23 protein-coding genes are annotated in these 23391 nt (G+C 61.7%); 11 read left to right on the top strand and 12 right to left on the bottom strand.

Going from position 1 to position 23391, the window contains the following annotated elements:
* Positions 1-67 precede the first annotated feature (67 nt).
* The 3 genes from RVM26_RS00425 to RVM26_RS00415 all read right to left on the bottom strand — a co-directional run bounded on the left by RVM26_RS00425 (position 68) and on the right by RVM26_RS00415 (position 2176).
* Positions 68-247: a PLDc N-terminal domain-containing protein gene (locus tag RVM26_RS00425; RefSeq protein ID WP_039181690.1), complete on the bottom strand. Its 180-nt coding sequence runs from the start codon at positions 245-247 to the stop codon at positions 68-70.
* Positions 248-318: 71 nt separating this feature from the next.
* Positions 319-834: a retropepsin-like aspartic protease family protein gene (locus RVM26_RS00420; protein WP_096921480.1), complete on the bottom strand. Its 516-nt coding sequence runs from the start codon at positions 832-834 to the stop codon at positions 319-321.
* Positions 835-850: 16 nt separating this feature from the next.
* A complete protein-coding gene (locus RVM26_RS00415; protein ID WP_240525246.1) occupies positions 851-2176 on the bottom strand; it encodes an MFS transporter in 1326 nt (441 codons plus the stop codon).
* Between the two features lie 162 nt (positions 2177-2338).
* Here RVM26_RS00415 and RVM26_RS00410 point away from each other — a divergent pair, with 162 nt between their 5' ends.
* From RVM26_RS00410 to RVM26_RS00400, 3 genes are read left to right on the top strand one after another with little or no spacing between them, the layout of a single operon-like run.
* Positions 2339-3127, top strand: coding sequence for a substrate-binding periplasmic protein (locus RVM26_RS00410; RefSeq protein ID WP_498940142.1), 789 nt, complete (start codon positions 2339-2341; stop codon positions 3125-3127).
* Positions 3117-3857, top strand: a complete 741-nt coding sequence (locus RVM26_RS00405; RefSeq protein ID WP_498940140.1) for a substrate-binding periplasmic protein — start codon at positions 3117-3119, stop codon at positions 3855-3857. The genes RVM26_RS00410 and RVM26_RS00405 overlap by 11 nt, the downstream gene beginning before the upstream one ends.
* A 20-nt stretch (positions 3858-3877) precedes the next feature.
* Complete coding sequence (locus tag RVM26_RS00400) at positions 3878-5119, top strand: GGDEF domain-containing protein (protein WP_498940138.1); 1242 nt, start codon at positions 3878-3880, stop codon at positions 5117-5119.
* A gap of 38 nt (positions 5120-5157) precedes the next feature.
* Here the strand turns inward: RVM26_RS00400 and RVM26_RS00395 are convergent, their stop codons facing one another.
* Positions 5158-5304 (bottom strand): hypothetical protein, encoded by a 147-nt coding sequence (locus RVM26_RS00395; protein ID WP_498940136.1) that lies wholly within the window; start codon positions 5302-5304, stop codon positions 5158-5160.
* A 47-nt stretch (positions 5305-5351) separates the two neighbouring features.
* Positions 5352-6974 (bottom strand): BCCT family transporter, encoded by a 1623-nt coding sequence (locus RVM26_RS00390; protein WP_498940134.1) that lies wholly within the window; start codon positions 6972-6974, stop codon positions 5352-5354.
* Between the two features lie 205 nt (positions 6975-7179).
* Here RVM26_RS00390 and RVM26_RS00385 point away from each other — a divergent pair, with 205 nt between their 5' ends.
* Positions 7180-7563 carry a hypothetical protein gene (locus RVM26_RS00385; protein WP_081192720.1) on the top strand — a complete coding sequence of 128 codons (384 nt, stop codon included), beginning with the start codon at positions 7180-7182 and terminating at the stop codon, positions 7561-7563.
* 28 nt (positions 7564-7591) lie between these two features.
* On the opposite strand, the gene RVM26_RS00380 is transcribed toward RVM26_RS00385, so the two are convergent.
* The 6 genes from RVM26_RS00380 to trmB form a co-directional block, all read right to left on the bottom strand.
* Positions 7592-8485, bottom strand: coding sequence for an AEC family transporter (locus RVM26_RS00380; RefSeq protein WP_039182898.1), 894 nt, complete (start codon positions 8483-8485; stop codon positions 7592-7594).
* A gap of 144 nt (positions 8486-8629) precedes the next feature.
* A complete protein-coding gene (glnE, locus tag RVM26_RS00375; protein WP_498940131.1) occupies positions 8630-11596 on the bottom strand; it encodes a bifunctional [glutamate--ammonia ligase]-adenylyl-L-tyrosine phosphorylase/[glutamate--ammonia-ligase] adenylyltransferase in 2967 nt (988 codons plus the stop codon).
* Positions 11597-11706: 110 nt separating this feature from the next.
* Positions 11707-12078 (bottom strand): diacylglycerol kinase, encoded by a 372-nt coding sequence (locus tag RVM26_RS00370; RefSeq protein ID WP_016916107.1) that lies wholly within the window; start codon positions 12076-12078, stop codon positions 11707-11709.
* A 25-nt stretch (positions 12079-12103) separates the two neighbouring features.
* Positions 12104-13582, bottom strand: coding sequence for a D-alanyl-D-alanine carboxypeptidase/D-alanyl-D-alanine endopeptidase (dacB, locus tag RVM26_RS00365; protein ID WP_039182891.1), 1479 nt, complete (start codon positions 13580-13582; stop codon positions 12104-12106).
* Positions 13583-13593: 11 nt separating this feature from the next.
* On the bottom strand, positions 13594-13923 hold the full coding sequence (locus RVM26_RS00360; RefSeq protein WP_039182888.1) for a DMT family transporter: 330 nt from the start codon (positions 13921-13923) through the stop codon (positions 13594-13596).
* The gene (gene trmB, locus RVM26_RS00355; RefSeq protein ID WP_287805528.1) at positions 13920-14585 is read right to left on the bottom strand and encodes a tRNA (guanine(46)-N(7))-methyltransferase TrmB; all 666 of its coding nucleotides are present in this window, start codon (positions 14583-14585) and stop codon (positions 13920-13922) included. Before trmB ends, RVM26_RS00360 begins: the two co-directional genes overlap by 4 nt.
* Before the next feature lie 218 nt (positions 14586-14803).
* Here trmB and RVM26_RS00350 point away from each other — a divergent pair, with 218 nt between their 5' ends.
* The 7 genes from RVM26_RS00350 to RVM26_RS00320 all read left to right on the top strand — a co-directional run bounded on the left by RVM26_RS00350 (position 14804) and on the right by RVM26_RS00320 (position 21913).
* Positions 14804-16687, top strand: a complete 1884-nt coding sequence (locus RVM26_RS00350) for a beta-ketoacyl synthase (RefSeq protein WP_039182882.1) — start codon at positions 14804-14806, stop codon at positions 16685-16687.
* Entirely contained in the window at positions 16684-17178 is a 495-nt protein-coding gene (gene coaD, locus RVM26_RS00345; RefSeq protein ID WP_039182878.1) for a pantetheine-phosphate adenylyltransferase, read from the top strand. Before RVM26_RS00350 ends, coaD begins: the two co-directional genes overlap by 4 nt.
* A 72-nt stretch (positions 17179-17250) precedes the next feature.
* Complete coding sequence (locus tag RVM26_RS00340) at positions 17251-17499, top strand: YfhL family 4Fe-4S dicluster ferredoxin (RefSeq protein WP_096921490.1); 249 nt, start codon at positions 17251-17253, stop codon at positions 17497-17499.
* A 3-nt stretch (positions 17500-17502) separates the two neighbouring features.
* A complete protein-coding gene (locus RVM26_RS00335; RefSeq protein ID WP_498940127.1) occupies positions 17503-18807 on the top strand; it encodes an MATE family efflux transporter in 1305 nt (434 codons plus the stop codon).
* Between the two features lie 152 nt (positions 18808-18959).
* Positions 18960-20270 (top strand): short-chain fatty acid transporter, encoded by a 1311-nt coding sequence (locus RVM26_RS00330; protein WP_498940125.1) that lies wholly within the window; start codon positions 18960-18962, stop codon positions 20268-20270.
* Between the two features lie 86 nt (positions 20271-20356).
* Positions 20357-20875 (top strand): acyl-CoA thioesterase, encoded by a 519-nt coding sequence (locus RVM26_RS00325; protein ID WP_039182865.1) that lies wholly within the window; start codon positions 20357-20359, stop codon positions 20873-20875.
* Between the two features lie 33 nt (positions 20876-20908).
* Positions 20909-21913 (top strand): ion transporter, encoded by a 1005-nt coding sequence (locus RVM26_RS00320; protein WP_039182861.1) that lies wholly within the window; start codon positions 20909-20911, stop codon positions 21911-21913.
* A gap of 24 nt (positions 21914-21937) precedes the next feature.
* Here RVM26_RS00320 and RVM26_RS00315 read toward each other — a convergent pair whose 3' ends face one another.
* The gene (locus RVM26_RS00315) at positions 21938-23326 is read right to left on the bottom strand and encodes an aminotransferase-like domain-containing protein (protein ID WP_498940123.1); all 1389 of its coding nucleotides are present in this window, start codon (positions 23324-23326) and stop codon (positions 21938-21940) included.
* Positions 23327-23391: the final 65 nt, after the last annotated feature.

Below are 23391 nucleotides of genomic sequence, written 5' to 3'. Positions count from 1 at the left end.
AAAAGGCAGGCCCATTGGGCCTGCCTTTTTCAATACTTGCCTTCAGTCGTACTAGCCGTCGAGCACGCTACCCTTTGGGCCCCAGCAGGAACCAGGCTATCAGGCCCACCAGCGGGAACATCAACAGCACGATAATCCATAGCAACTTGGCAAGACCGCCTGCCGAACTCTTGGCGACCTTGACGATGGCCCACACGACAATGACGAGCCAAATCAAACCTAACAAACCGCCGACTTCAATACCCATGATCTCTCCTTGGTGGGTTGCATCCGTGAGCATTCAGCTAAGCACATGTCAGGCAAGCGCACAAGTTTGGTTCAAGGTTCTGGTACACGCAGAATCATTTCCCCACCACGAATCTCGATGGCCAGATGATTCAGAAAACTCATGCCCAACAGGACGGTATCTCGCTCCATGCCTGGGCTGATGGAGCCCTGCACGTTACTCATGCGAATGCCGCCCAGCACCACTTCATCCAACTGGGTCAGGCTGCCTTCGACCCGGCCATTGGCGGTATTGAACCAGGCGCGCCGCCCCGGCTCCAGGCCCAACTGCGATGCCAGCTCCCCAGGCACGGCTACATAGGTCGCGCCGGTATCAAGCAAGAACGTGACGCTTTCGCCGTTGATCTCACCAGGCGCTTCGAAATGTCCGGCACGGTTGCGCTTGAGCGTGACAGGGCCATTCTCCGGCGACGTATTCATGATCTGGGCATTGGGGTACAGCATCTGCTCGAGCCCCCCCTGTATCCACCAGGTGCCCACGGCGATCAGCAGCACCCAGAACAGCAGCATCATGACGATACCGCCTCGCTGCGACTTGGCTGTCGTCATGCTTTACCTCGCGACATCAGGAGCTTTTCCAGGCCGTCGCAGCATCGCGACCCCGGCGTTCATTCACGAACATACAAATCAGCATAGCCGTTATGAACAGCACCACACACAGGAGAATGGAAGCCTGCAGGCCTATCAAAGCCTGCAATACACCCAGCATGACGATCCCCATGACACCTGCCAGCTTGTTGGCCAGGCCCCAGAAGCCAAAGAACTCGGCAGATTTGGGCAACGGGGAAAAGACCCCCACCAGGGCACGGCTGGCGGACTGGCTGGAGCCCAGGCTCAAGCCCGCCAGGCAGCCTACCCACAGGAAGAGATGCTGCGCCTGCCACTCCAGCCCGAAACGGCCATTCAACCAGGCCGTGAGTTCCGGCGTGGCCCATATGGCGACGATGGCGGCTACCCATAGCCCAAGGGTCATCTGATAAGTGCGTTTGGCGCCCAGACGATCCTGCAAAAAGCCAAAACCGATGGCCCCGGTGGCCGCAGTCACCTGGACGATGATGAACATGATGTTGCGTATGCTCTCATCCCAACCAATGACCTGTGCACCGTAAATGAAGGCAAAGGCGATGATGATGTAAACACCGGCCATGGAGAACAGCAGCGACACCAGAAAGATGCTCAAGTCCTTGAAGTAACGCAGTTCATGAAAGGTGCCCATGATCCGCTGCCGAGCAATCTGACGGTAAGGGACGCCAGCGGGCTGCGGTATGCCACGCTCTTTCAGCCACAGGAACGTAGGGATTGCCGCCAACAGGAAGAACCCGGCTGCGAAGGGTCCCACCCAACGGATTCGCTCGAAATTATCCGCCGTCGCCTCCCCCAGCACCATCAACGTGAAACCTGCAGCCACCAGTCCACCCACATAGCCTAACGCCCAGCCAAACCCGGAAATTCTCCCCAATGCATCCGGTGGGCCCAGCTCGGGAAGAAAGGCAGCAATGAACGACTCTCCCATGGAGTAGGCATAGTTCGACAGCACGATCAGCAATAACCCCAGCACCACGTAGCCCGGCGCCACGAAATAGAGCATGGCGGTGGTCAGCACCGTGGCCAGATAGCTGAAGAACAGAAAGCGTTTTTTCTCGGCACGGTAATCCATGATCGCGCCACACAAGGGAGCACTAACCACTACCATCAGATAACTGATCGCCAGCGCAAGGCTCCAAAGAAAGTTGGCGAGCCGATAGCCATCATTGCGGTCACCCACAATGACGGTGGTAAACAGCTCGCCAAAAACCACGGTAATAATTAATAACGTGTAGGCTTGATTGGCAAAATCGAACATTGCCCAGCCGAAAATTTCCCGGCGGGAAGCGTAAGGCGTTTTAGCCATTGGAGCAGCACTGGGCAGCATAAAAGTACTCGCGTGGAAAGAAGCTCAAGATTAGCAGCACCAAATGCAATACCGCCATAAAAGCGTTAACAGAATAGAGGTGACAGCGCTATCAAGTTACTCTAACTTTGCTGGATTATATAATGACAAGGACACACCAGGATGGGACTCGGCAAGTTGATCAACAAGCAAGGGGGAGCTGTACTCTCAGTGTGGCTGGGCAGTTGCCTTGCTTCATTGTCTGCGTTTGCCGATGCGCCACCTGCCTCGCTTGCCGGGTTGACGTTCATTACCGAAGAGTACCCCCCCTACAACTATCTCCAGGCAGGCGAGATAAAGGGCACCTCGGTGGACCTGCTCGAGGCCATGCTGGCGCACACCAGCACCCCTCTCAAGCGTGACACCATCCGTTATTTTCCTTGGGTAAGAGGCTACGAAATTGCCTTGAACCGCCCCAATACCGTGCTCTTCTCCACCACTCGCACCCCTTCCCGAGAGCCACGCTTTCACTGGGTTGGCCCCATTGCCCGAGACCGAGTGGTGCTGCTGGCGGCAGAAGGCGCCCTGCACCCTGTCACTTCCCTGGAAGACGCCATACAGCAGGGCCTGAGCGTGGCCGTCATCCGTGAAGACATTGGCGCCCAGGCACTGATCGAGGCGGGTTACCCGGAGCGATTGATTCGCCCCGCCATCGACAATCGCAGCGCACTGCACATGTTGTTGCACCAACGGGTCGACCTATGGGCGTACAGCGAGGATGTGGCTCGCTGGATCGCCGAACAGGAAGGCTATCGTGCCGAGGTAGTGACTTCTTTATATACACTCAGCGAATCTTATCTATACTTTGCCCTGAACACTGACACCGACCCGCAGTTGGTAACGCAGTTGCAGCAGGCGCTGGAGCGGGTGAACGCTTACCCGGCAGTCACACAGGCATACCATGATGGCTAGACAGCGTTGGCGACGACTCCTCTGGAGAAGCAGCATGGTGATGCTGGGGCTGTGCGGTTGGCTGAGCTCCCCTGCGTTGGCCCACTTGCCACCACTGACCATCAATACGGAAGAGTACCCTCCGTTCAATTATCACAACGATCAGGGCGTCGTGGTCGGCTCGGCGACTCAGCAACTCCGTAATGCGCTCATGCACGCCGGGATCGATGCCGAGTTCCGCCTGCTGCCCTGGGCACGTGCCTATACCGAAGCCCAGTTGCGTGACCATCACTGCGTGTATTCCACCACGCGCACCGCCGCACGCGAGCAGCTGTTCCTGTGGGTGGGGCCATTGGTCATCAACGAGTGGTCGGCTTTCAGTCTGGCCACGCCGCCGGTACCGCTGGACGCCACTCAGTTGGCGGACCTGCAAGGCAAACGGGTGGGCAGCTTCCGTGAAGACGCTGTCGGCGATTACGTGGAGAGCCAGGGTGTGTCCGTGCTACGAGCCCCGAGTGAACGTGAAAACATGGCGCGCCTGGGCGCAGGACTGCTGGACGTGATCGTCACCGGGCGTGCCACGGCCGAGTACCTGGCCAACGCTCAGAATCTGGCAGTACAGCACCTGTTTACCTTTTATTATGCCCCGCTGTACCTGGCTTGCCACCCTAGCGTAGGTGTTGAAACCACCCGCCTGCTGCAACGCCATCTGGACACGCCCCCAGCGCCGACACAGGAGCCAGCGCCGTGAGCGTTGACAAGAGACCCTTCATGAGTGGCCGACTCACACTCAAGCAGGCGCTGCTGACCCTGATGATTGCGCTGGTGATCAGCCTCATTACAGGCAGCCTGGAGCTGGTGGGCCATGCCAGCACGATGCGTGAAGAGGTCAAACAGCGTACCTCGCAACAGCTGGCCATCGTCAACGGAGCGGCTGCCGAGGCCGCGTTTCAGCTCAACCCGGACTTGGCACACCAGATTGCCTATGGGCTCTTCAATGGCAACGACATTGCCCAGGTGGCCGTGCGTGACGACTTCGGCCGCGCGCTGGCAGCCTTTGACATGCAAGACCCCCGGCCCGACAGCTGGCTGGGCAAGCGGCTGTTCGGCGATATCATTCATCATGCGATGCCGCTGAGTTACTACATGGGCAGCGGAGCGCCGGAAGCCATCGTCGGTGAAATCGTCCTCTCGCTGGATGACAGCTATCTGGCCAGCCAGTTTCTGGAACGCGGCTACTCCGTCGTGGGAAGAAGCATGATCGAAGCGTTTCTATTGAGCAGCCTGGTCATTGTCTTCTTTCACTTCTTCATTACGCGCCCGCTGCTCAAGGTACATGCGTCCATCATCCATACCGACCCCACTCGCCCCGGCCAGTGGCCAAAACCCACCCTGGCCTGGCACCGCAACGATGAGCTGGGGCACCTGGTAGAGAGCCTCGACCATTTGCTGCGTGAATTCCAGTCAGGGCTGGAGCAGCGCGACCATCTTCACCAGTTGTCACAGTATGACGGCCTCACCAGCGTCGCCAACCGCCGACATTTCGACATGTTTCTGGCCAAGCAGTGGCAGCGCTGTGCGCGCCAGCACCAGCCCTTGTCGGTCATATTCATCGATATCGACAACTTCAAGGAGTTCAACGACCACTACGGTCATGCCATGGGCGACGATACCTTGCGCGCCGTGGCCGAAGCGCTCAACGGCTGCATAAACCCGCACCGGGACCTGTTGGCCCGTTACGGCGGGGAAGAGTTCGTCTGTGTACTACCAGGCCTGGGGGCCGAGGAGGCCATGCAGATCGCCGGCTGTCTGCGTCAAGCAATCCTGGACTTGGCGATCCCCCATGCCTACTCCACCACGCATTCGCACTTGACCGCCAGCATGGGCATCGCCACGACCACCCCCGACCACCCCTTGGGTCATGACGACTTGCTGAGCAGCGCCGACCAGCAGCTCTATCATGCCAAGCGTCGCGGACGAAACCGCATCGAAACGCAGAAACGCCCGGCTTAGCCGGGCGTTTCTGCAATGGCACCACACCGCTGGGCTCGTCACAGCAGCCAGTGCGCCAGTACGGCGGAAAGCCCCACCAACATCGCAGTCACCACTGCCACCGTCACGATGCGATCCAGCCAGCGGTCGAAGGCTATCCCCTTGGGCTGCCTTCGCGTGGCTCCGTGACGTCCCTGTCTGGCCATCAGCACGCCTGCTCCATTGGTGCTTCCTCTATGATTGACGCTGTTGACTAGCTGTTGATACGCCGATTCACCACATTGGGCGCACGACGCAGCCGTTCCTCTTCACCCAACAGTTCGGCCTCGAAGGCATCTGCCCCCACCGGGGTTTCCCCGTGACGCCGATACAGCTGAGTCAGCATGGCTTTGCGGTCGGCACGCAGCTCGCGCACCAGGACGACGACCATCATATACAAAATGAACGTAAACGGTAGCGCCGACAGCACCGCTGCCGACTGCAGCCCGGAGAGCCCGCCTGCCACGATCAGCGTCAGACAAATCGCTGCGATCAGCACGCCCCAGATAATCCGCTTGTACAACGGCGGATTGATGGAACCATTATCGGTCATTTGCGCCACGATATACGACGCCGAGTCTGCCGAGGTCACCAGAAAAATGAAGATCAGCATCATGGCAATGACCGACAGCACACCGGAAAACGGCATCAGGGCAAACATCTCGAACAGCGCCACCGTGATGTTCGCCTCCGTGGCCGCCGCCAGGCCCACATCCCCGTTGAGCTCCATGTTCAACGCAGCGCCGCCAAATACGCCGATCCACAGGCAAGCCAGCAAAGGCGGAACGAACAGCACGCCAAACACGTACTCCTTGATCGTACGCCCACGGGAAACCCGAACCACGAAGGTGCCGACGAAAGGAGACCAGGCAATCACCCAGGCCCAGTAGAAGATCGTCCAGTTGCTGGCCCATTCGTTGTCGCTGTAGGGAGAGATACGCAGGCTCATGCCAATGAAGTTCTGCAGATAATCCCCGATCCCCAGCGTGATGGTTTCCAGAATGGCGACCGTCGGCCCGGTAACCAGCACATAGACCATCAAGCCGATGCACAGCACCATGTTGAGATTGGATAGCCGCTTGATACCTTTATCCAGCCCTGACCAGGTAGAAGCCATGTAGGCACAGAACATCACCAGCAGGATCACGAACTGCCACCAGCCGTTCTCAGGCAAGCCAAAAACGGCGTTCAAGCCACCGTTCATCTGCAGTACACCCAACCCCAGCGAGGTCGCGACCCCCATGACCGTGGCGACGACCGCAAACACATCCAGCCAGGACGCGTAGGGGCGCACTCGTGGATGTTTTGCGGTAACCGAAGAGAGAACCGACGACACCAGCCCCGCCTGGCCTTTGCGAAACTGAAAGTAGGCAATGATCAGCCCCACGACCGAAAATGCCGCCCACTGGTGGATGCCCCAATTGAAATAGCTGTACTGAATAGCGTAACGGGCAGCGGCTTCGCTTTCTGCAGGAACGTCGCCGTAAGGGGGTTCGATGTAATGCGACATGGGTTCGGCCATTCCGTAGAACACCAGGCCTACCCCAAAACCGGCCGCCAGCAGCATGCTGATCCATGAAAAAAAGCTATAGCTGGGTGTACTGTCCTGCGGGCCAAGACGTACTTTGCCGTATTTGCTCAAGGCAAGACCGACCAGAAAAACCACAAAGCCAAACACCGAAAACAGATAAAACCAGCCAAACAGTTCCGTGATGGTTGTCAGTGCCGTTTCGGCGGCATTGCCAAAGGCCTGTGGAAAGGCTGCACCAATAATGACCAAGCCGAAAATAATGATCGCTGATGCGATAAATACCGACTTACCTCCATGGTTCGTCATATCACCACCCTGGTTAATGAACTTGGTAAACACTTTTGTGCGCTCGCATAAATCCTAACACTCAATGTGGGAAGTCGCATGTCAGGCGCTTCACACCGCAAAATTAGCGTTTACTCATTTACGAATCAGCCAAATGCAGATTGCAAGAGTGAACTTGCCTACCGGGGTATGTTCCAATAAAGGCAAACGAACGATGGAGGCATATATGCCACAGATGAATCGCGATCAACGTAATGCTGCCTGGCAAGCTGCGCACCAGTGGCGCGCCCGAGCTGCTCAGTCACGCCCCACTGGCGTAATGGGCAGCGTCAAGCTGCTGCTGACCTGGCTTGCCTTCGGGGCGCTGATGATCGTCGGCATGGTACTGGGCCTGATATTTTTGCTGATCGGCTGGGCCATGATGCCCTTCGTGCGCCACAAGATGAAAAAGCGCATGGAACAGATGCGTGCCGAGCAGGCTCAGGATATCGGTGGCGGCTATGCCTCTCAACGTCATGCTTCTTCCCAAAACCAGGCATCTCATGGCCATCGCCCGCACCAGGACGTTCTGGAAGGCAGCTATGAAGTGAAGGACGAGCCGCGCCACTGAGTCGGCACGTCACTTGACCAGCACGTCACTAGGGTGGTGCTTGTATCCAGGCAAAGGCCGCTGCCAGCGCCAGCGGCATGACCACCAGACTGCCCAGATTACCGATCAGTACCAGCGAAGCCACCTTGTGCGGTTCCAGCTTGTACTGTTCCGCGACCAGATAGTTGAGCACTGCCGGGGGCAGCACTGCAAATACCAGCAGCACGGCGGTCTGCAGCGAGTTCAACGGCAGTAGCCACATCAAGGGCAAGGCAACCACCAGCCCCGACAGCGGGCACAGCACGGCACCCAGCAACCCTGTGCGCCAGTCGCTGAAATCGATCTCCAGCAGCCGTACCCCCAAGGCAAACAGCATCAGCGGGATACAGATACCTCCCAACATGTGCATGGCTTCCAACAGCCAACTGGGCAGTGCCACTCCCCCCACATTGACCAGCAGCCCTGCCACACTGGCAGCCACGATGGGCATGCGCAGCATCCGCCACAGGGAAGTACGCGGGTCCAGCATGTAGAGCCCGACCGAAAAATGCAGCAGCATTTCGATGATGAACACCACCACGGCAGCGGGCAGCGCCTCGGGCCCAAAGGCAAGCACCAGTAGCGGTACTCCCATGTTGCCGGAGTTGTTGAACATCATGGGCGGCAGGAAGACCTTGATGTCCAGCGAGAGCCACTTGGCCACTGGCCACAGCACCAGGCCGGAACCCAGCACCACCAGGGCAGCCGCCGTTGCCAGCCAGGCATAGTCGGCCAGCGGCGCTTGGCGGTCTGCCAGTACGGCAAATACCAGCAGCGGCACGAACAGCTCCATGTTCAGGGTATTCAGACTGCCAATGTCGGGGCTGCGGTAGCGCCCGTAGGCAGCGCCGCAGCCAGCAATGAGGAACACCGGCAGCAGCGTGGCGAGTATGTGGCCAGTCATGGGCAGCCCTGCCGAACCGGCGAGCCCGCTGGGGTTGTGGCATGCATGTCCTGTCGTCCTTGTTGTTATCAGGCTACTGCTTATCAGGCTATCTTTTTCAGGCTATCTTTTCAGCAGGGCGGCTGCCCATTAGCCCTTGGTGGATCAGGCGCCCAGAAAACGCTGCCACAAGTCCGCCACCACGCGACGATGGCTCGCCAGCTCGCGGGCACTTCCTTCTGCCTTTTCGCCGGTCAGCGCGGCCCGGTGTGTACGGCTGCGGTAAGCCAGGTAAGCCTCTTTCAACTGTTCGGCTTCGCTGGGGGTGATATGCCCGCTGTCGGCCAGGGTTTCCAGAATGCGGATATTGTCGCTGTAGGTCAGCAACGCGGGCGTCTGGTGGGCAAAGGCCAGCACGGCATACTGGCACAGGAATTCGATGTCCACCATGCCACCCGCATCGTGTTTCAAGTCGAAGGTGCCCTCGGTGCTCACGGTATTGGCCGCCCCCTTGCTGCCCAAATGGTCACGCATCTTGTGGCGCATGTTGACCACATCGCTGCGCAAGGTGTCCTGGGCACGTTCGACGCCCAGAATCGCACCTCGCAGCGTCTCGAAGCGCGCAGCCAGTGCATCACTGCCCGCCACTACGCGGGCCCGCACCAGCGCCTGGTGCTCCCAGGTCCAGGCATTCTGACGCTGATAGTCGGCGAAAGCCTCCAGCGAGGTCACCAGCAGGCCAGCGTTGCCCGAAGGCCTCAGCCGCATATCCACCTCGTAAAGGCTGCCCGCAGGCGTGATGGCCGTCAGCAGGTGAATGATGCGCTGCCCCAGGCGAGTAAAAAAGACCGGAGTGTCCAGCGAACGCGGGCCATCAGTGGCGCCCTTGCCGTCGCTGTCGTGCAGGAACACCAGATCGAGATCCGAGCCGTAGCCCAGCTCGATGCCGCCCAGCTTGCCATAGCCAATGATCAGAAACGCCGGCTCACGGTTATTACAACCAGGGGGCACGCCATGCTTGCGGGCCAAGTGCTTCCAGGCCATGGCCAGCACCGCTTCCAGAATCACTTCCGCAATGAAGGTGAGGTAATCGCTCACTTTCATCAGATGCCGCGTACCGACCACATCCGATGCCGCCACGTGCAGCATCTGGGCGTGCTTGAAGACCCGCAGTGCTTCCAGCTGCGTCTCTTCGTCATCCTCGGGCAGGCGATTGAGCGTCTGGCGTAGCTCGTCGGCAAGGCGCGCCTTGTCGGCAGGCGTGTAGAGCGTGTCCGGGGTGAGCAGCTCATCGAGCAGGATGGGGTATCTGGCCAGCTGCTCGGCAATCCAGGGGCTAGCGCAGCAGAGCCGCATCAGATGCTCCAGCGCATGGGGGTTTTCACGCAGCAGCGCCAGATAGGCCGTCCGCCGCAGCACGGCCTCGATCAAGGGCTGCACCCGCGCCAAGGCGGTGTCCGGCGCGTCGCTGCTGGCCAACGCCTCCAGCAGCAGCGGCATCAGGGCGTCCAGCCGCTCGAAGCCAATGCGCTGCATGCTCTGCACTGCCCGTGAGTGGTAGAGGCTGACCAGCCGCTTGTGGGCTCGCTCAGGCTCATGGAACCCTGCCCCGGCCAGCAAGGCCTGCGCCTCGTCGGGCTCCAGCTCTTCGCGCCACAGCAAGCGCCACTGCGCCAGGGCGTTTTCGCTCTGCGGCGCGTCGGCTTCTTCTTCGGGGTCGGCAATCACGGCATCGAAGTGTCGGCGCACCCGCTCACGCACGCGGTTCAACTGCTCCTGCAGGGATGACCAGCCGTCGTAGCCCAGCGCGAAGGCCACCCGCTCGCGATCATCGTCATCGGTGGGCAGTTGCTGGGTCTGGCGATCATCCAGGGCTTGAATGGCATGTTCCAGATCACGCAAGAAGGCGTAATCCGGCAGCAGCTCGTCCACCACGGCAGTGGGTAACAACCCCAATTCAGGCAGACGATTGAGGGCCGTGTACAGCGATGTCACTTGCAGCTCGGTATCTCGCCCACCGCGAATCAATTGAAACGCCTGCACGATGAACTCGACTTCGCGAATGCCCCCGGGCCCCAGCTTGATATTGCTCTCCATGCCCTTGCGTTTGACTTCTCGGTTGATCATCGCCTTGAGTTCGCGCAACGACTCGATGGCGCCGAAGTCCAGATAGCGGCGATAGACGAACGGGCGCAGGCTCGCCAGCAGCGTCTGCCCGGCGTCGATATCCCCTGCCACGGGGCGCGCCTTGAGCATGGCGTAACGCTCCCACTCACGCCCCTGATCCTGATAGTAGCTGTCCAGCATCGAGAAGCTGCCCACCAGCGGTCCACCGTCGCCCAACGGGCGCAGACGCATGTCCACGCGAAACACGAAGCCGTCGGCCGTCATGGCATCCAGGGCAGCAATCAAGCGCTGGCCGAGCTTGGTAAAATACTCCTGATGCTCGAGGGGTTTGCGCCCTCCCTGGGTTTCGCCTTTTTCGGGGAAAGCAAAGATCAGGTCGATATCGGAGGAGAGGTTCAGCTCGCCCGCGCCCAGCTTGCCCATGCCCAGCACCACCAGCCGCTGGGGTGAGCCATCACTTCGCATGTCAGGCAGCCCCCACCGAGAGGCGTAAAAATTTTCCAGCCAACCCAGTGCCGCCTCGATGCACACTTCTGCCAGCCAGGAAACCGACTGCGCCGTCTGCCACATGGTGGCGCCTGCAGGCCGGTTCAGGTCACGCCAGACGATGCCCAGCATACGGGCACGGCGAAAGCGGCGCAGGGTACGCTGCAGGTTCTCTTCCTCCTCACAGCCTGCCAAGGCGTCGTGCAGCCACTGCACGAGCGTCGCCTTGTCGGGAGCGCGGTCCAGCTCCCCAGAAGCCTCCAGCTCGGCCAGCCAGTGGGGAAAGCGCGCCAGGGTTTCCAATGCGAACGTCGAGACCGTCACCACGCGAGCCAGCGCTTCACGACGCGCCTCTGGCAGGTCATGCCATGGCCCGGAAGGCAGTGACTTGCCGGTCATCGAGGCCAGGTTGTCGGCCTGTGCCAGGGCATCCACGAGACGCTGCCGAGCGTCGGCGGCCGGGCCTGACAGTGCGTCAGGCAGCGTGGTGGTGGAAAAGAGAGCCTGCGGTGTCTGCATATCTACCTCTGCGCCTAACGCACGTCGAAGTGACACGACTCATTGCTTGTCGGTCATTGCTGGTCTGTCATTGCTGTCCTGTCATTGCTTGTCGGGGCCATGGGAGCGGGTCAGCCCAGCCACTTCTCCCAGCCTAACAGGCCCCAGGTGAGCCCCGCCATGATGAGTGACAGCATGACCGCCGCCGAGCCGATATCCTTGGCACGGCCAGAGAGCTCGTGGTGTTCGGTGCCGATACGGTCCACCACGTTCTCGATGGCGCTGTTCAACAGCTCCACGATCAGTACCAGCAGCAGGCTGCCCACCAGCAGCAGCCAGCTGACCGGGCCCTCGCCGATCCACCAGGCAAACGGCAGCAGTACGGCGGCAATGGCCAACTCTTGACGGAAGGCGGCTTCGTTACGAAACGCGGCCTTCAGGCCTTTCCATGAGTAGCGCGTGGAGTGAACCAGATGGGTTAACCCGGTGTGTTGTGGCTTCATGCCCGTTGTCTCGTCTGCACGTTGATTAATGAGCCAGGATCATGGCGTCAAGATCCAGGGAGAGCGGGTCGAGCACTTCCGGCCAGCTCAGATAAGGGGTACTGCCGCTGCCGTTGACCAGTACGCTGAAGACTCCCCAGCGCCCTTGCGCCGTGCGGAAATAGCCCGCCACTGCGCGCACGGCAAAGGGTTGATTCAGCGTACCGGTCTTGAGCATGACGTTATTCTGGAACGTGGGCGAACCGCGGCGGATGAAGCGCATCACTCCGTTGGCAGGCGACTGAAACGATGCCACGAAGCTCGGAAACAGCGCGCTCTGACGATACATGTCTTCCAGCATCACGTTGGTACCATGGGCAGACGTGCGGTTGTCCGTGGTCAAGCCGCTACCGCTGGAAAGCGTGATCGGGCCGTGGCCAGACAGCCCCTGGGCATAGGCCTCGATGGCCTGGCCCGCCTGACGCAGCTGTGCCTGGGGCGTTTCCACCAGGTTCAGCGCCAGCACATCGGCCATGTAGTTGTTGGAATAGTTCATCGTCCGCAGCAGCAGCTCCTGCAACGGCTGACCGTCGACGGCGGCCAGACGACGCGCTTCGCTGGGCGGACGCGTCGAGCCCACTCGCCAAGGGTCACGTACCGTCACCCCCGCCTGATTCAGCATGGCCAGCAGAAGCTGTGCCGTTTGCTCAGCCGCATCGCCAGCCCCACGATAGACATCCCGGGCCGCCGCGTTGGTGGAAATCTGTCCCGTCAGGCGCATGACGTCGCCACGCTCATCGGTGATCCGCTCTGCGCTGATTTCCGTACCGCTATTGGCCGGACGTGTGACGACCTGATTGTCGATCACGATCAGCGGCGCGGTGCTGTCGCACAAGCCCGTGCGCGCAGGCTGACCGGCAGTGGTGGCGGGCGCCACGTTGACGCACCAGGTGCCAAAGTTGACCCCCGCCGAGGTCAGCGGCGCACTGTAGGCATTGGCGACCCGCGTGCGTGCGTTGCAGCGGTCGGTGGTGATGCACTCCACCGGGCCAAAGCGCCACTGGCTGACCACCAGCGCGCCGTCCACATGCTCGACGCCGGCCAGCTGCAGGCGCTGCACCAGCCGCCAGAGGTCTTCGCTGGTCAGTCCGGGGTCACCGCCGCCCTCGAACACCAGGTCACCACGGAGCACGCCATTCTCCACGGGCGCGGTGCTCACCAGCTGGCTGGTAAAGCGGTGTTGGGGGCCAAAGCGGTTGAGCAGCGCGGCCGCCATATAGGCTTTGGTCACCGACGCAGGCGACAGCTGACGCTCGGGGTTCAGGCTTCCCAACAGCAGGTCACCGGGGCTGCCACCCTCCAGCAGGCGCGCCTCGGCACTCACCGAAAACCCCTTGGCTTCCAGCTGGCTCAACCGAGTGAAATCCGCCCACAGGGAGGTACTGGCGCAGAGCGCGGCACTGGCGATACCCGCCACGACACTGCCACGCAGCCAGCGCGCAGGTAAGTTAAAAAAACACGTCACGTTTGGCTACCTCAATGCACATTCATGTTGGAAAACACCTGCAAGGTGACCACGCCAGCCACGATCAGGGTAATACCCAGTACGGCAGGCACGTCGGGCTTCTCACCGAAGACGACGATACCGACCAGCGTTACCAGTACGATACCCAGCCCCGCCCAGATGGCGTAGGCAATACCCACCGGCAGCGTGCGCAGCACCAGGCTCAAAAGGTAGAAGGCCACCCCGTAACCCACCACCACCAGCAGGCTCGGCACAGGACGCGTAAAGCCCTCCGACGCTTTCAGGGCGCTGGTCGCCACGACTTCTGCCACAATCGCAAGCACGAGATACACAAAGGTCATGGCTGCTCCAGATCGATGGTCAAGCGCCATAGCGCCTGGCCACTTTGATCATACTTGGCTTCGAACGGCGTCAGATAATCGCCGCTGGGCGTTATCTGGGCCACCGCCGCCTCGCGACCGGTGACCACCTGTACGGCCTGGGCAAACTCCTCCACATAGAGGTCCCAGTTCGAGCGCAGCTCCAGCCGCCCACCCAGCGCCAACAGTGTGGGGAAAACCGGGTGACCATGCCAGCGCATTTTCAAGTGGGACGACTTGGGATAAGGGTTGGGATAGAGCAGATAGTGGCGCACGGGCGCCCACTGGGCTTCCCGCGCCAAACGCCAGAAATCCACCAGGTCAGCGCGCACCAGCAGCGCATTGCCCGGCAGCTCGCCGTGATCTCGCCCCAGCCGATCTGCGCTGCGGTCAACGCCGATCACACAGTGATCAGGGAACCTCTGCGCCAAACGGCGGGTCGATAGCCCGACCCCGCACCCTGCATCGATGATCAGCGGTGCGGGATGCTGTCGCCGCCAGGCCTCCGCCTGCTCGAAAGCCAGGCGAGTATGGTCGGCGATGGGTTTGCGCAGCGGATGCGCCAAGGCACGCTCAACGCGCCGCACCACATCCTGGTGTGGGCCCGGTTGATTGGAAGTCACCGATCGTGAGGTGTGCTGCATGACATCCCCTGCATGAAAAAAACGTGATTCTACCAGTCTCCCGGCTGCGCGGCATGACGCCGTTGCTCGCCCGGTGCTATGATCACGCCAGAGTCGATGTTCAAGCTCACTATTAAGTTCAGGTAAGGCGCTATGAAAGGGCCCCTGACGATAACTGTCATTAAACACCACCGCACCACGAGGAACCCGGCTTGTCACACTTACCGGTGATTGTCGGCATGGGCGGCATCAATCCCGCCGGCAGAACCTCGGGCCATCAGGCCTTCCGCCGCACCGTGCTTGATGCTTTACCAGCCGATCAGCAGCGCCAGACACTGGAAGGCTTGGCCGCGCTCATGCGTCTTGCCGAGCACTCCGACCATGGATGGCAAGACAGCACAGGCCAGCCTATTGACTCGCCTGCCAGCCTGCTGCGTGAGCAGGTGCTCGACCACACCTTGATCCGTCGTAACGAGGACCCCCGCTTCCAGGCGCCGGGCCTGCCTGCCAACCGCCGTGCAGAACTGGCGTTGGCAGAGCCCGTGCGCGTCACCCTGCGCCGTCGGCAACTGCCCGAGCAACTGCCGGAAGGCTGGGAAGTACGCGAGCTGGATGCACGAGAGGTAGAAGTGACCCTGCCGGCGGGCATGCTGGAGGTCCTGCTACCCGATGCCCAGGAACCCAAGGTTCAGGCCGCCGCACAGCTGCCCTCCGGGTTCGACCCGGCCAGCCTGTACCGCAGCGTGCATCATCCGCGGGGGTTGGCCATGGCCATTTTCGGGGCCAGCGACTGCCTTGGCGCCAGTGGCCTTGACTGGGAGACCCTGCGCCAGCAGCTCAACCCTGACCATATCGCCGTCTATGCGGGCAATTCGATTGGCCAATTGGATGACGAAGGCTGGGGCGGGCTGCTGAAAAGCCTGGTCAGCGGGCAGCGCGCAACGTCCAAGCAGATGCCCTTGGGGTATGGGCAGATGCCGGCCGATTTCCTCAATGCCTATGTGCTGGGCAGCGTGGGCGGCACCGGCGCGGCCCTGGGCGCCTGCGCCAGCTTCCTCTACAACCTGCGCCTGGGCATCGACGACATTCGCGCCGGACGCCGCCGAGTGGTCATGGTCGGCACCGCCGATGCGCCGATCACCCCCGAGATCATCGAAGGCTTTCGGGCCATGGGCGCGCTGGCAGACGACGCCAGCTTGAAAGCCCTGGACGCCCTGACCCTGCTCACCGATGCCGACTACCAGCGCGCCTGCCGCCCGTTTGCCCGCAACTGCGGCTTCACCATGGCCGAAGCCAGCCAGTTCGTGCTGTTGATGGACGATGCGCTGGCCCTGGAACTGGGGGCCGACATTCTGGGAGCCGTCCCTGACGTGTTCGTCAACGCCGACGGTTTCAAGCGCTCCATTTCGGCACCCGGGATCGGCAACTACATCACGCTGGGCAAGGCTGCGGCGCTGGTCAGGAACATGCTGGGAGAGACCGCGCTCAAGGAGCGTACCTATCTGCATGCCCATGGCACCAGTACGCCGAAGAACCGCACCACGGAATCCCATGTGTTCGATGAGATTGCCCGTGCGAACGGAATCGAGCAGTGGCCGGTGGTGGCCATCAAGGCGTTCATTGGCCACTCCCAGGGCTCTGCGGCGGGCGACCAGCTGGCCAGCGCACTGGGCAGCTTCGCCCACGGCCTGCTGCCGGGCATTCCCACCCTGGATGCAGTGGCCGATGACGTCTATGCCGAGCGGCTGCGCTTTTCCACGACGCCCCAGGCGTTCAGCGCCGATGCCGCCTTCATCAACGCCAAAGGGTTTGGTGGCAATAACGCCACCGGCGTGGTGCTGTCTCCCCAGGTCACCGAGCGGCTGCTCCTCCAGCGCCATGGCAGCGCTGCCGTGGAGGCCTGGAAAGCCAAGCGGGAGACCGTGCGTGCCCAGGCCGCCGCGTATCTCAGCCAGGCGGACAAGGGCCACTACGCCCCGCGCTACCAGTTTGGCGAAGCCGTGCTGGAAGGCCCGGAGCTGGATATCCAGGCAGACCGTATTCACATTCCTGGCTACCACCAGGCGGTATCGCTGAACGTCGACAACCCGTTTGGCTCACTGAACGGCGAGGGGCAGTCATGAGCGCCCCACGCCGCAATATCGCGGTCTACCCCGGCACCTTCGACCCCATCACCAATGGCCACTTCGATCTCATCGAGCGGGGTGCGCGCATGTTCGATCAGGTGGTCATCGCCGTGGCGGCCAGCCCCGGCAAACGCCCCGCCCTGGAGCTGCCGACCCGCATCGCGCTGGCTCAGCAGGTGTGCGCCTCGCTGGAGAACGTGTCGGTGATCGGCTTCTCGTCGCTGCTCACCACCATGATGCACGAACAGGGCGCGACGATCATTCTGCGCGGCCTGCGCGCCGTCTCGGATTTCGAGTACGAGCTACAGCTGGCCAACATGAATCGCGCCCAGAACCCCGAGCTGGAAAGTGTCTTTCTGACGCCTGCGGTGGAAAACTCCTACATCTCTTCGACCATCGTGCGTGAAATCGCCAAGCTGGGAGGCGATATTTCAGCGCTGGTGCACCCGCAGGTCGCAGAGGCGCTGCGTAAGCACTACACTGGTTAACCATCGCTATTGTTGAGTAAAACACTCGGGTATATCACCGCCCGAGTGTTCCGCCATTCGTGAGGTATGCCCATGGCCCTGATGATTACTGACGAATGCATTAACTGCGACGTCTGTGAACCCGAATGCCCCAACGATGCCATTTCTCCCGGCGAGGAGATCTATGTCATCAACCCCAACCTGTGCACCGAGTGCGTTGGCCACTTCGACGAGCCTCAGTGCCAGCAGGTTTGCCCGGTCGACTGTATTCCTCTGGACCCGGAACGTCCCGAGACTCAGCAACAGCTGATGGAGAAGTATCGCATCATCACCGCAGCCTGACCCGTGCGCATCTGGGCGTTAGCCTGGCCCATCATTCTCTCCAACATCACCGTCCCGCTGCTGGGACTGGTGGATACCGCCGTGGTGGGCCACCTGCCCGACCCCCGCTACCTGGCAGGCGTCACGCTGGGGGCCACCCTGTTCAGCTTTCTCTATTGGGGCTTCGGGTTCCTGCGCATGGGCACCACTGGCCTGGTGGCGCAAGCCATGGGGCACGATGCGCCAAGCGATGTACGCAACCTGCTGGGCCAGTCGCTGATCATCGCCGTTGGGATTGGCGTGCTGCTGATCCTGCTGGGCTCCCCCTTGATCTCGCTGGGGCTGTGGCTGCTGGACGGCAGCGCCGAGGCCACCCCGCTGGCCCGGGAATACGCTGAAATCCGACTCTGGTCGGCCCCTGCCGTGCTGGCCAACTATGCCATCCTGGGCTGGTTTCTGGGGCAGCAGAATTCCCGAGTGACGCTGATGATCCTGCTGCTGACCAACGGTGTGAACATCCTTCTGGACGTTTGGTTCGTGGTGGGGCTGGGCATGACCAGTAACGGCGTTGCGCTGGCCAGCGTGCTGGCCGACTACAGCGCGCTGGCGTTTGGCGGTTATCTGGTGATGCGCCAGCTGGGGCTTCTCGAGGGCCACTTTCAGCGCCAGCGGCTGCTGGCATGGAGCGCCTATGCGGCGCTGTTCAATGTCAACGCCAACCTGTTCGTGCGCACGCTGGGGCTGCTGTTCGCCATGGCATTCTTCACCGCCCAGGGGGCTCGCCAGGGAGATACCGTGCTGGCCGCCAACGCCGTGCTGCTGCAGTTCATTATGCTGACCAGCTACGCTCTGGATGGCTTTGCCCACGCCGCAGAATCGCTGGTGGGCAGAGCCTACGGGCGCCGCGACTGGCCAGCATTCGCCGCCACCGTCCGGGCCGCGGCACGCTTCTCCTTCTGGACCGCCGGGGCCGCCGCCCTGCTGTTTGCCCTGTTCGGCAACCAGCTAATTGCCCTGCTCACCGGGCTGGAAGAAGTGCGCGCGGTAGCCGCCGTCTATCTGCCCTGGATGGTGCTGATGCCGTTGATCGCCGTGTGGAGCTACCTGCTGGACGGCGTTTTCATTGGCACCACCGCCGTCAGCCAAATGCGTAACAGCATCTTTGCCGGGCTGGCCGTCTACCTGCCCTGCTGGTGGTGGCTGCAGGATGCTGGCAATCATGGCCTGTGGCTGGCACTCACCCTGTTCACCGTGACACGTTCGCTGGTGCTGATTCTCTATTACCGCCACTACCGGCGCACCCGGTGGTGCGACCATCCAGCTCGCTAAGCTAGCGTTGAAGCCCACAACGGGCGGCTTTGGCCAATTACGCTAACGTGAGCTTGAGGGGGCCGCTCCGTGAGTCGTCGAGGGGTGAAAATTATGCCGCACCGCCGTATATTAGCCGCGCACTTCCTAATAACGAATAAAGAGAGCACTCCATGCTAAAACTCATCTCGAAACCGGCGGTCAAGCTGGTCGAACGCTATTTACCCGACCCGTATATATTTGTCCTGCTGCTGACACTGGTAGCGGCGGTAGCGGCCATCGCCGTCGAGCGACAAACGCCCCTGGCCGTACTGCGCATGTGGGGAGATGGCTTCTGGGGCCTGCTGACCTTCTCCATGCAGATGCTGCTGGTGCTGGTCACCGGCTTCATGCTGGCCAGCTCGCCGCCGGTCAAGCGCATCCTGCAGAAAATTGCTGGTACCGCCAAAACGCCGGGCGGGGCCATCATTCTGGTCACGCTGGTCTCGCTGGCCGCCAGCTGGATCAACTGGGGCTTCGGCCTGGTCGTCGGGGCCCTGTTCGCCAAGGAACTGGCCCGCCTGATCAAGGTGGACTATCGCCTGCTGGTGGCCAGCGCCTACTCCGGCTTCGTGGTCTGGCACGGCGGGCTCGCAGGCTCGGTGCCGCTCACCATCGCCACCGAGGGGCATTTCTCTGCCGATCAGATCGGCGTCATCAGTACCAGCTCGACGATTTTTGCCTTCTTCAACCTGGCCATCGTGGTGTGTCTGTTCATTGCCGTACCGCTGGTCAATCGCCTGATGCTGCCGGATGAAAAGGACAGCGTGTATGTAGACCCCAGGCTGCTGGATGACGAGCCCGAGCCCATCGGTCGCATTACCCGTCCTGCCGAAAAGCTCGAAAACAGCATGCCGCTGGCCCTGCTGGTGGGTATACCTGGCCTGCTGTTCTTGCTGGACCACTTCCTGCTGCGCGGCGGCAGCCTGAACCTGAACGTGGTGAATTTCATGTTCCTGTTCCTGGCGATCGTGCTGCACCGCACGCCGCGCAACCTGCTTACCAGCCTGAACGAAGCCATCAAGGGCGGCGCGGGCATCGTCATCCAGTTCCCTTTCTATGCGGGGATCATGGCCATCATGGTGCAGTCGGGCCTGGCGCAGAGCATGTCGGAGTGGCTGGTCTCGTTTGCCACGGCTAACTCGCTGCCGTTCTGGTCGTTCATCAGCGCCGGTATCGTCAACCTGTTCGTGCCCTCCGGCGGCGGCCAGTGGGCCGTTCAAGCACCGGTCATGCTACCGGCGGCCGAAGCACTCGGAGCGGATATCGCTCGGGTCGCCATGGCGGTTGCCTGGGGCGACGCCTGGACCAACCTGCTGCAACCCTTCTGGGCGCTGCCGGTACTGGCCATTGCCGGGCTCAAGGCCAAGGACATCATGGGCTTCTGTCTGATCCAGCTGTTCATTACCGGCGCGATCATCTCGGTAGGGCTGGTCTGGTTCTAAGCCACCCGCTACGCTGTTGACCACCCGCCCCGCTCGGCCAGCGCGCCAGGGGGCGGGTATTTTTTGGCTTTCACAAGGTGATCTCCATGACCGACACGACGCTTGAACACAGCCCACTTCCTGGCCAGCACGAACTGTCCATGACGGTCCTGATGACCCCCGACATGGCCAATTTCAGTGGCAAAGTGCATGGCGGTGCTATCCTGAAGAAGCTGGATGAGGTGGCTTATGCCTGTGCCAGCCGCTACTCGGGCCACTACGTGGTGACGCTCTCGGTGGATCAGGTCCTGTTCAAGCAGCCCATCCATGTGGGTGAGCTGGTCACCTTTTTGGCCAGCGTCAATCACGTTGGCCGCTCCTCCATGGAAATCGGCATCAAAGTGGTGGCGGAAGACATTCGCGCCAAGCTGATACGCCACACCAACAGCTGCTACCTGACCATGGTGGCCGTGGACGAGCAGGGCAAACCGGCTCGCGTGCCGCCGCTGGCACTGGAGACGCCGCTACAGAAGCTGCGCTTCGAAAAAGCCGCCCTGCGCAAGAAGCTGCGCAAGCAGGCCGAACAGGAAGAGGAGCGGGCCCAGCAGCATCACCGGCAGCGCTAGTCGCTGCCCTATTCGTCATGACAAGGAGTCACCATGCCCATCAGGCGGCGCTACCCCCATCTGCCCAAGGGGGTCGAATACGCACATATCGGCTGGGATTTGCTGATCCTGACGGCAGTGGCCGTCAATTTGGGCCTGCTGCTGTTCGACTCGCTGTTTCTGATCGAGCCGCTCAATCAAGCCTTCGCCGCCATGGCCCCGAGCGCCCATGCGGCCTACGACACGACGATCCATAGCCGCTTCACCACCATCGACCTGATGTTTGTCGGCCTGTTCGTGGCCGATGTCCTGCTGGGCTGGACGGTGGCCATCGCCGAACGGCGCTATCACCGCTGGTTTTTCTACCCGTTCGTCCACTGGTACGACGTACTGGGCTGTATTCCGGTGGGCGGTTTCCGGCTGCTGCGCATCCTGCGTGTGGTGTCGCTGCTGCACCGCTTGCATCGGCTTGGTCTCATCACGGTCACCCAGTGGCCGCTCTACCGCTTCTTTGCCAAGTATTACGACATTCTGCTGGAAGAGCTCTCGGACCGTATCGCTCTGCGCCTGCTAGGCAACGTTCAACAGCAGATCACGTCCAGCGACTCCCTCTCGGAGCGGGTCATCGAGCGGGTCATCATGCCGCGCAAACGCCAGCTGATCCATGAGATCACCCAGCGCCTGGAAGCCACCGCAGGGCAGGCCTATCAGCAGAACCGCAGCGCCATCCAGACCGCCATCAGCGAGCTGGTCAGCCGTACGCTGCGCGAAAGCCCGGAGATCCGTCGCCTGCAGCGCCTGCCCATGGGGCACGCGGCATCCAGCGCCCTGGAAGCGTCGCTGAGCGGCGTTGCTCAGCGGCTGGTGGACGAGATTGCCCAGCAGCTGCACTCCCCGGCCTTTCGCCGACTGTTGGAGCAGACCGCCGACAGCGGCTTCGATAGCTGGCTGCAGGTCGACCAGGGTAGCCAGCAGGTAACCGAGCAGGTGCTGCTGGATATCCTGGAGATGCTCAAGGAGCAGGTAGCGCGACAGCGCTGGAAAGATCGCTATGATTGAGGCAGCTGGCCACGGGCTTTGGCATCACACGGTGGTGGTGGCCAACGGCGGCTGCGCCAGGCTGGCACGTACGGTGTTCAGCGCCGACACCAGCGCGGTCTGGTCCGGTGCTGCACCGATACAGATGCGTATGGCCTGAGGTGCCGGGGCACTGCCCACGCAGAAAGGCTCGGCGCTCTCCACCTTGACTCCCTCCTGCTGAAGCCGCGTACACAGTTCCAGGGCACGCACGCCCTCGGGCAGCGCCAGCCACACATTGCTTCCAGATGGCCGACGGCCCAGGGCATAGCCTGCCAGGAGCTGTTCGGCAAGCGTCTGGCGGGCCGACAACTCACCGGTTTGCCAGGCCAGCAACTCGCTGGCCGCTGGCTGAGCAATCCAGTGGCAGACAACATCCACCATCAGCGGCGGCACCATCCAGCTTTGCGCCCGCACCCCCGCCGCAAGCCGCTCCAATAGCGCTGGCGGCGCACGCAGTACGCCGATGCGCAGCCCGCCCGCCAGCACCTTGGCCGTGCTGAACACGAACAGCGTGCGCTCCGGGGCCAGCTGGTAGAGCGGCGTACCGCGCTGCTCTACCGGCAGGTACTGAACGCCATCTTCCAGTAGCCATATATCGTATCGCCGGGCTAGCGCCACCAGCTGGGTGCGGCGCTCTTCGCTGAGGCAGGTGCCCGTCGGGTTGTTCTGATCGGGGGTCAGATAGATCAGCCGTGGCGGCTGGCGCGCGCACTGCGCCTCCAGCGCTGCCATGCTCATGCCCTCCTGGTCGAAGGGGATACCGACCATTTTCAGATGGGCCTGCTGCGCAGCGCTGATGGCGCCGGGATAAGTCAGGGCGTCGGCGGCGACCAGCTCGCCGGGGCGCAGCAGGGTGCTCAGCACCAGGCTGATGGCATGCTGCCCACCCTGGGTCACCAGCAGTTCGTCGGCCGCCAGGGCCATGCCAAGCCGGCCCAGCCAGCGTGCCAGCAGCTGGCGATGGTGCTCGCTCCCTTGCGCCCCGGAGTAGGTAATTCCGCGTTTCAGCACGTCCGGTTCGCTGCTCAGGGCCTGCAGCGCCGTACTCAGCGCCTGGGCTCTCAATGGATGGGGCGGCGGCAGGCTCAAGCTGAGGTCGGTCAGACCGTTCTCCCGCTCATGGAGCGTATCGAAGACGTGGCGAGCTTGGAGCGGCTTGACATAGGTGCCACTGCCCACCCGGGCCGTGACCCAGCCGCGGTGCTCTGCTTCGGCATAGCCGCGAGTGACCGTACCTACCGTGACGCCCAGCGCATCGGCCAGATGCCGCTGAGGTGGCAAGCGCGTACCGGGCGCCAGCTCACCCCGCTGGATGGCCTCTCCGATGGCCAGCGCAATGGCGCGATAGCGAGGACCGCTATGCGAATCGATATGTGGCACCCAAATTGTCATGGTGACAATAAAAACCTTTGACGGTGATCAAGGGGCAATTATGCTGGAAATCAGGCAGGCAAAAC

The organism is Halomonas sp. KM072, assembly GCF_050710315.1.
Lineage (GTDB): Bacteria > Pseudomonadota > Gammaproteobacteria > Pseudomonadales > Halomonadaceae > Vreelandella > Vreelandella hamiltonii.
The sequence above is the reverse complement of the archived record's forward strand: the minus strand, read 5'-3'. Positions and strand labels throughout refer to the sequence as shown.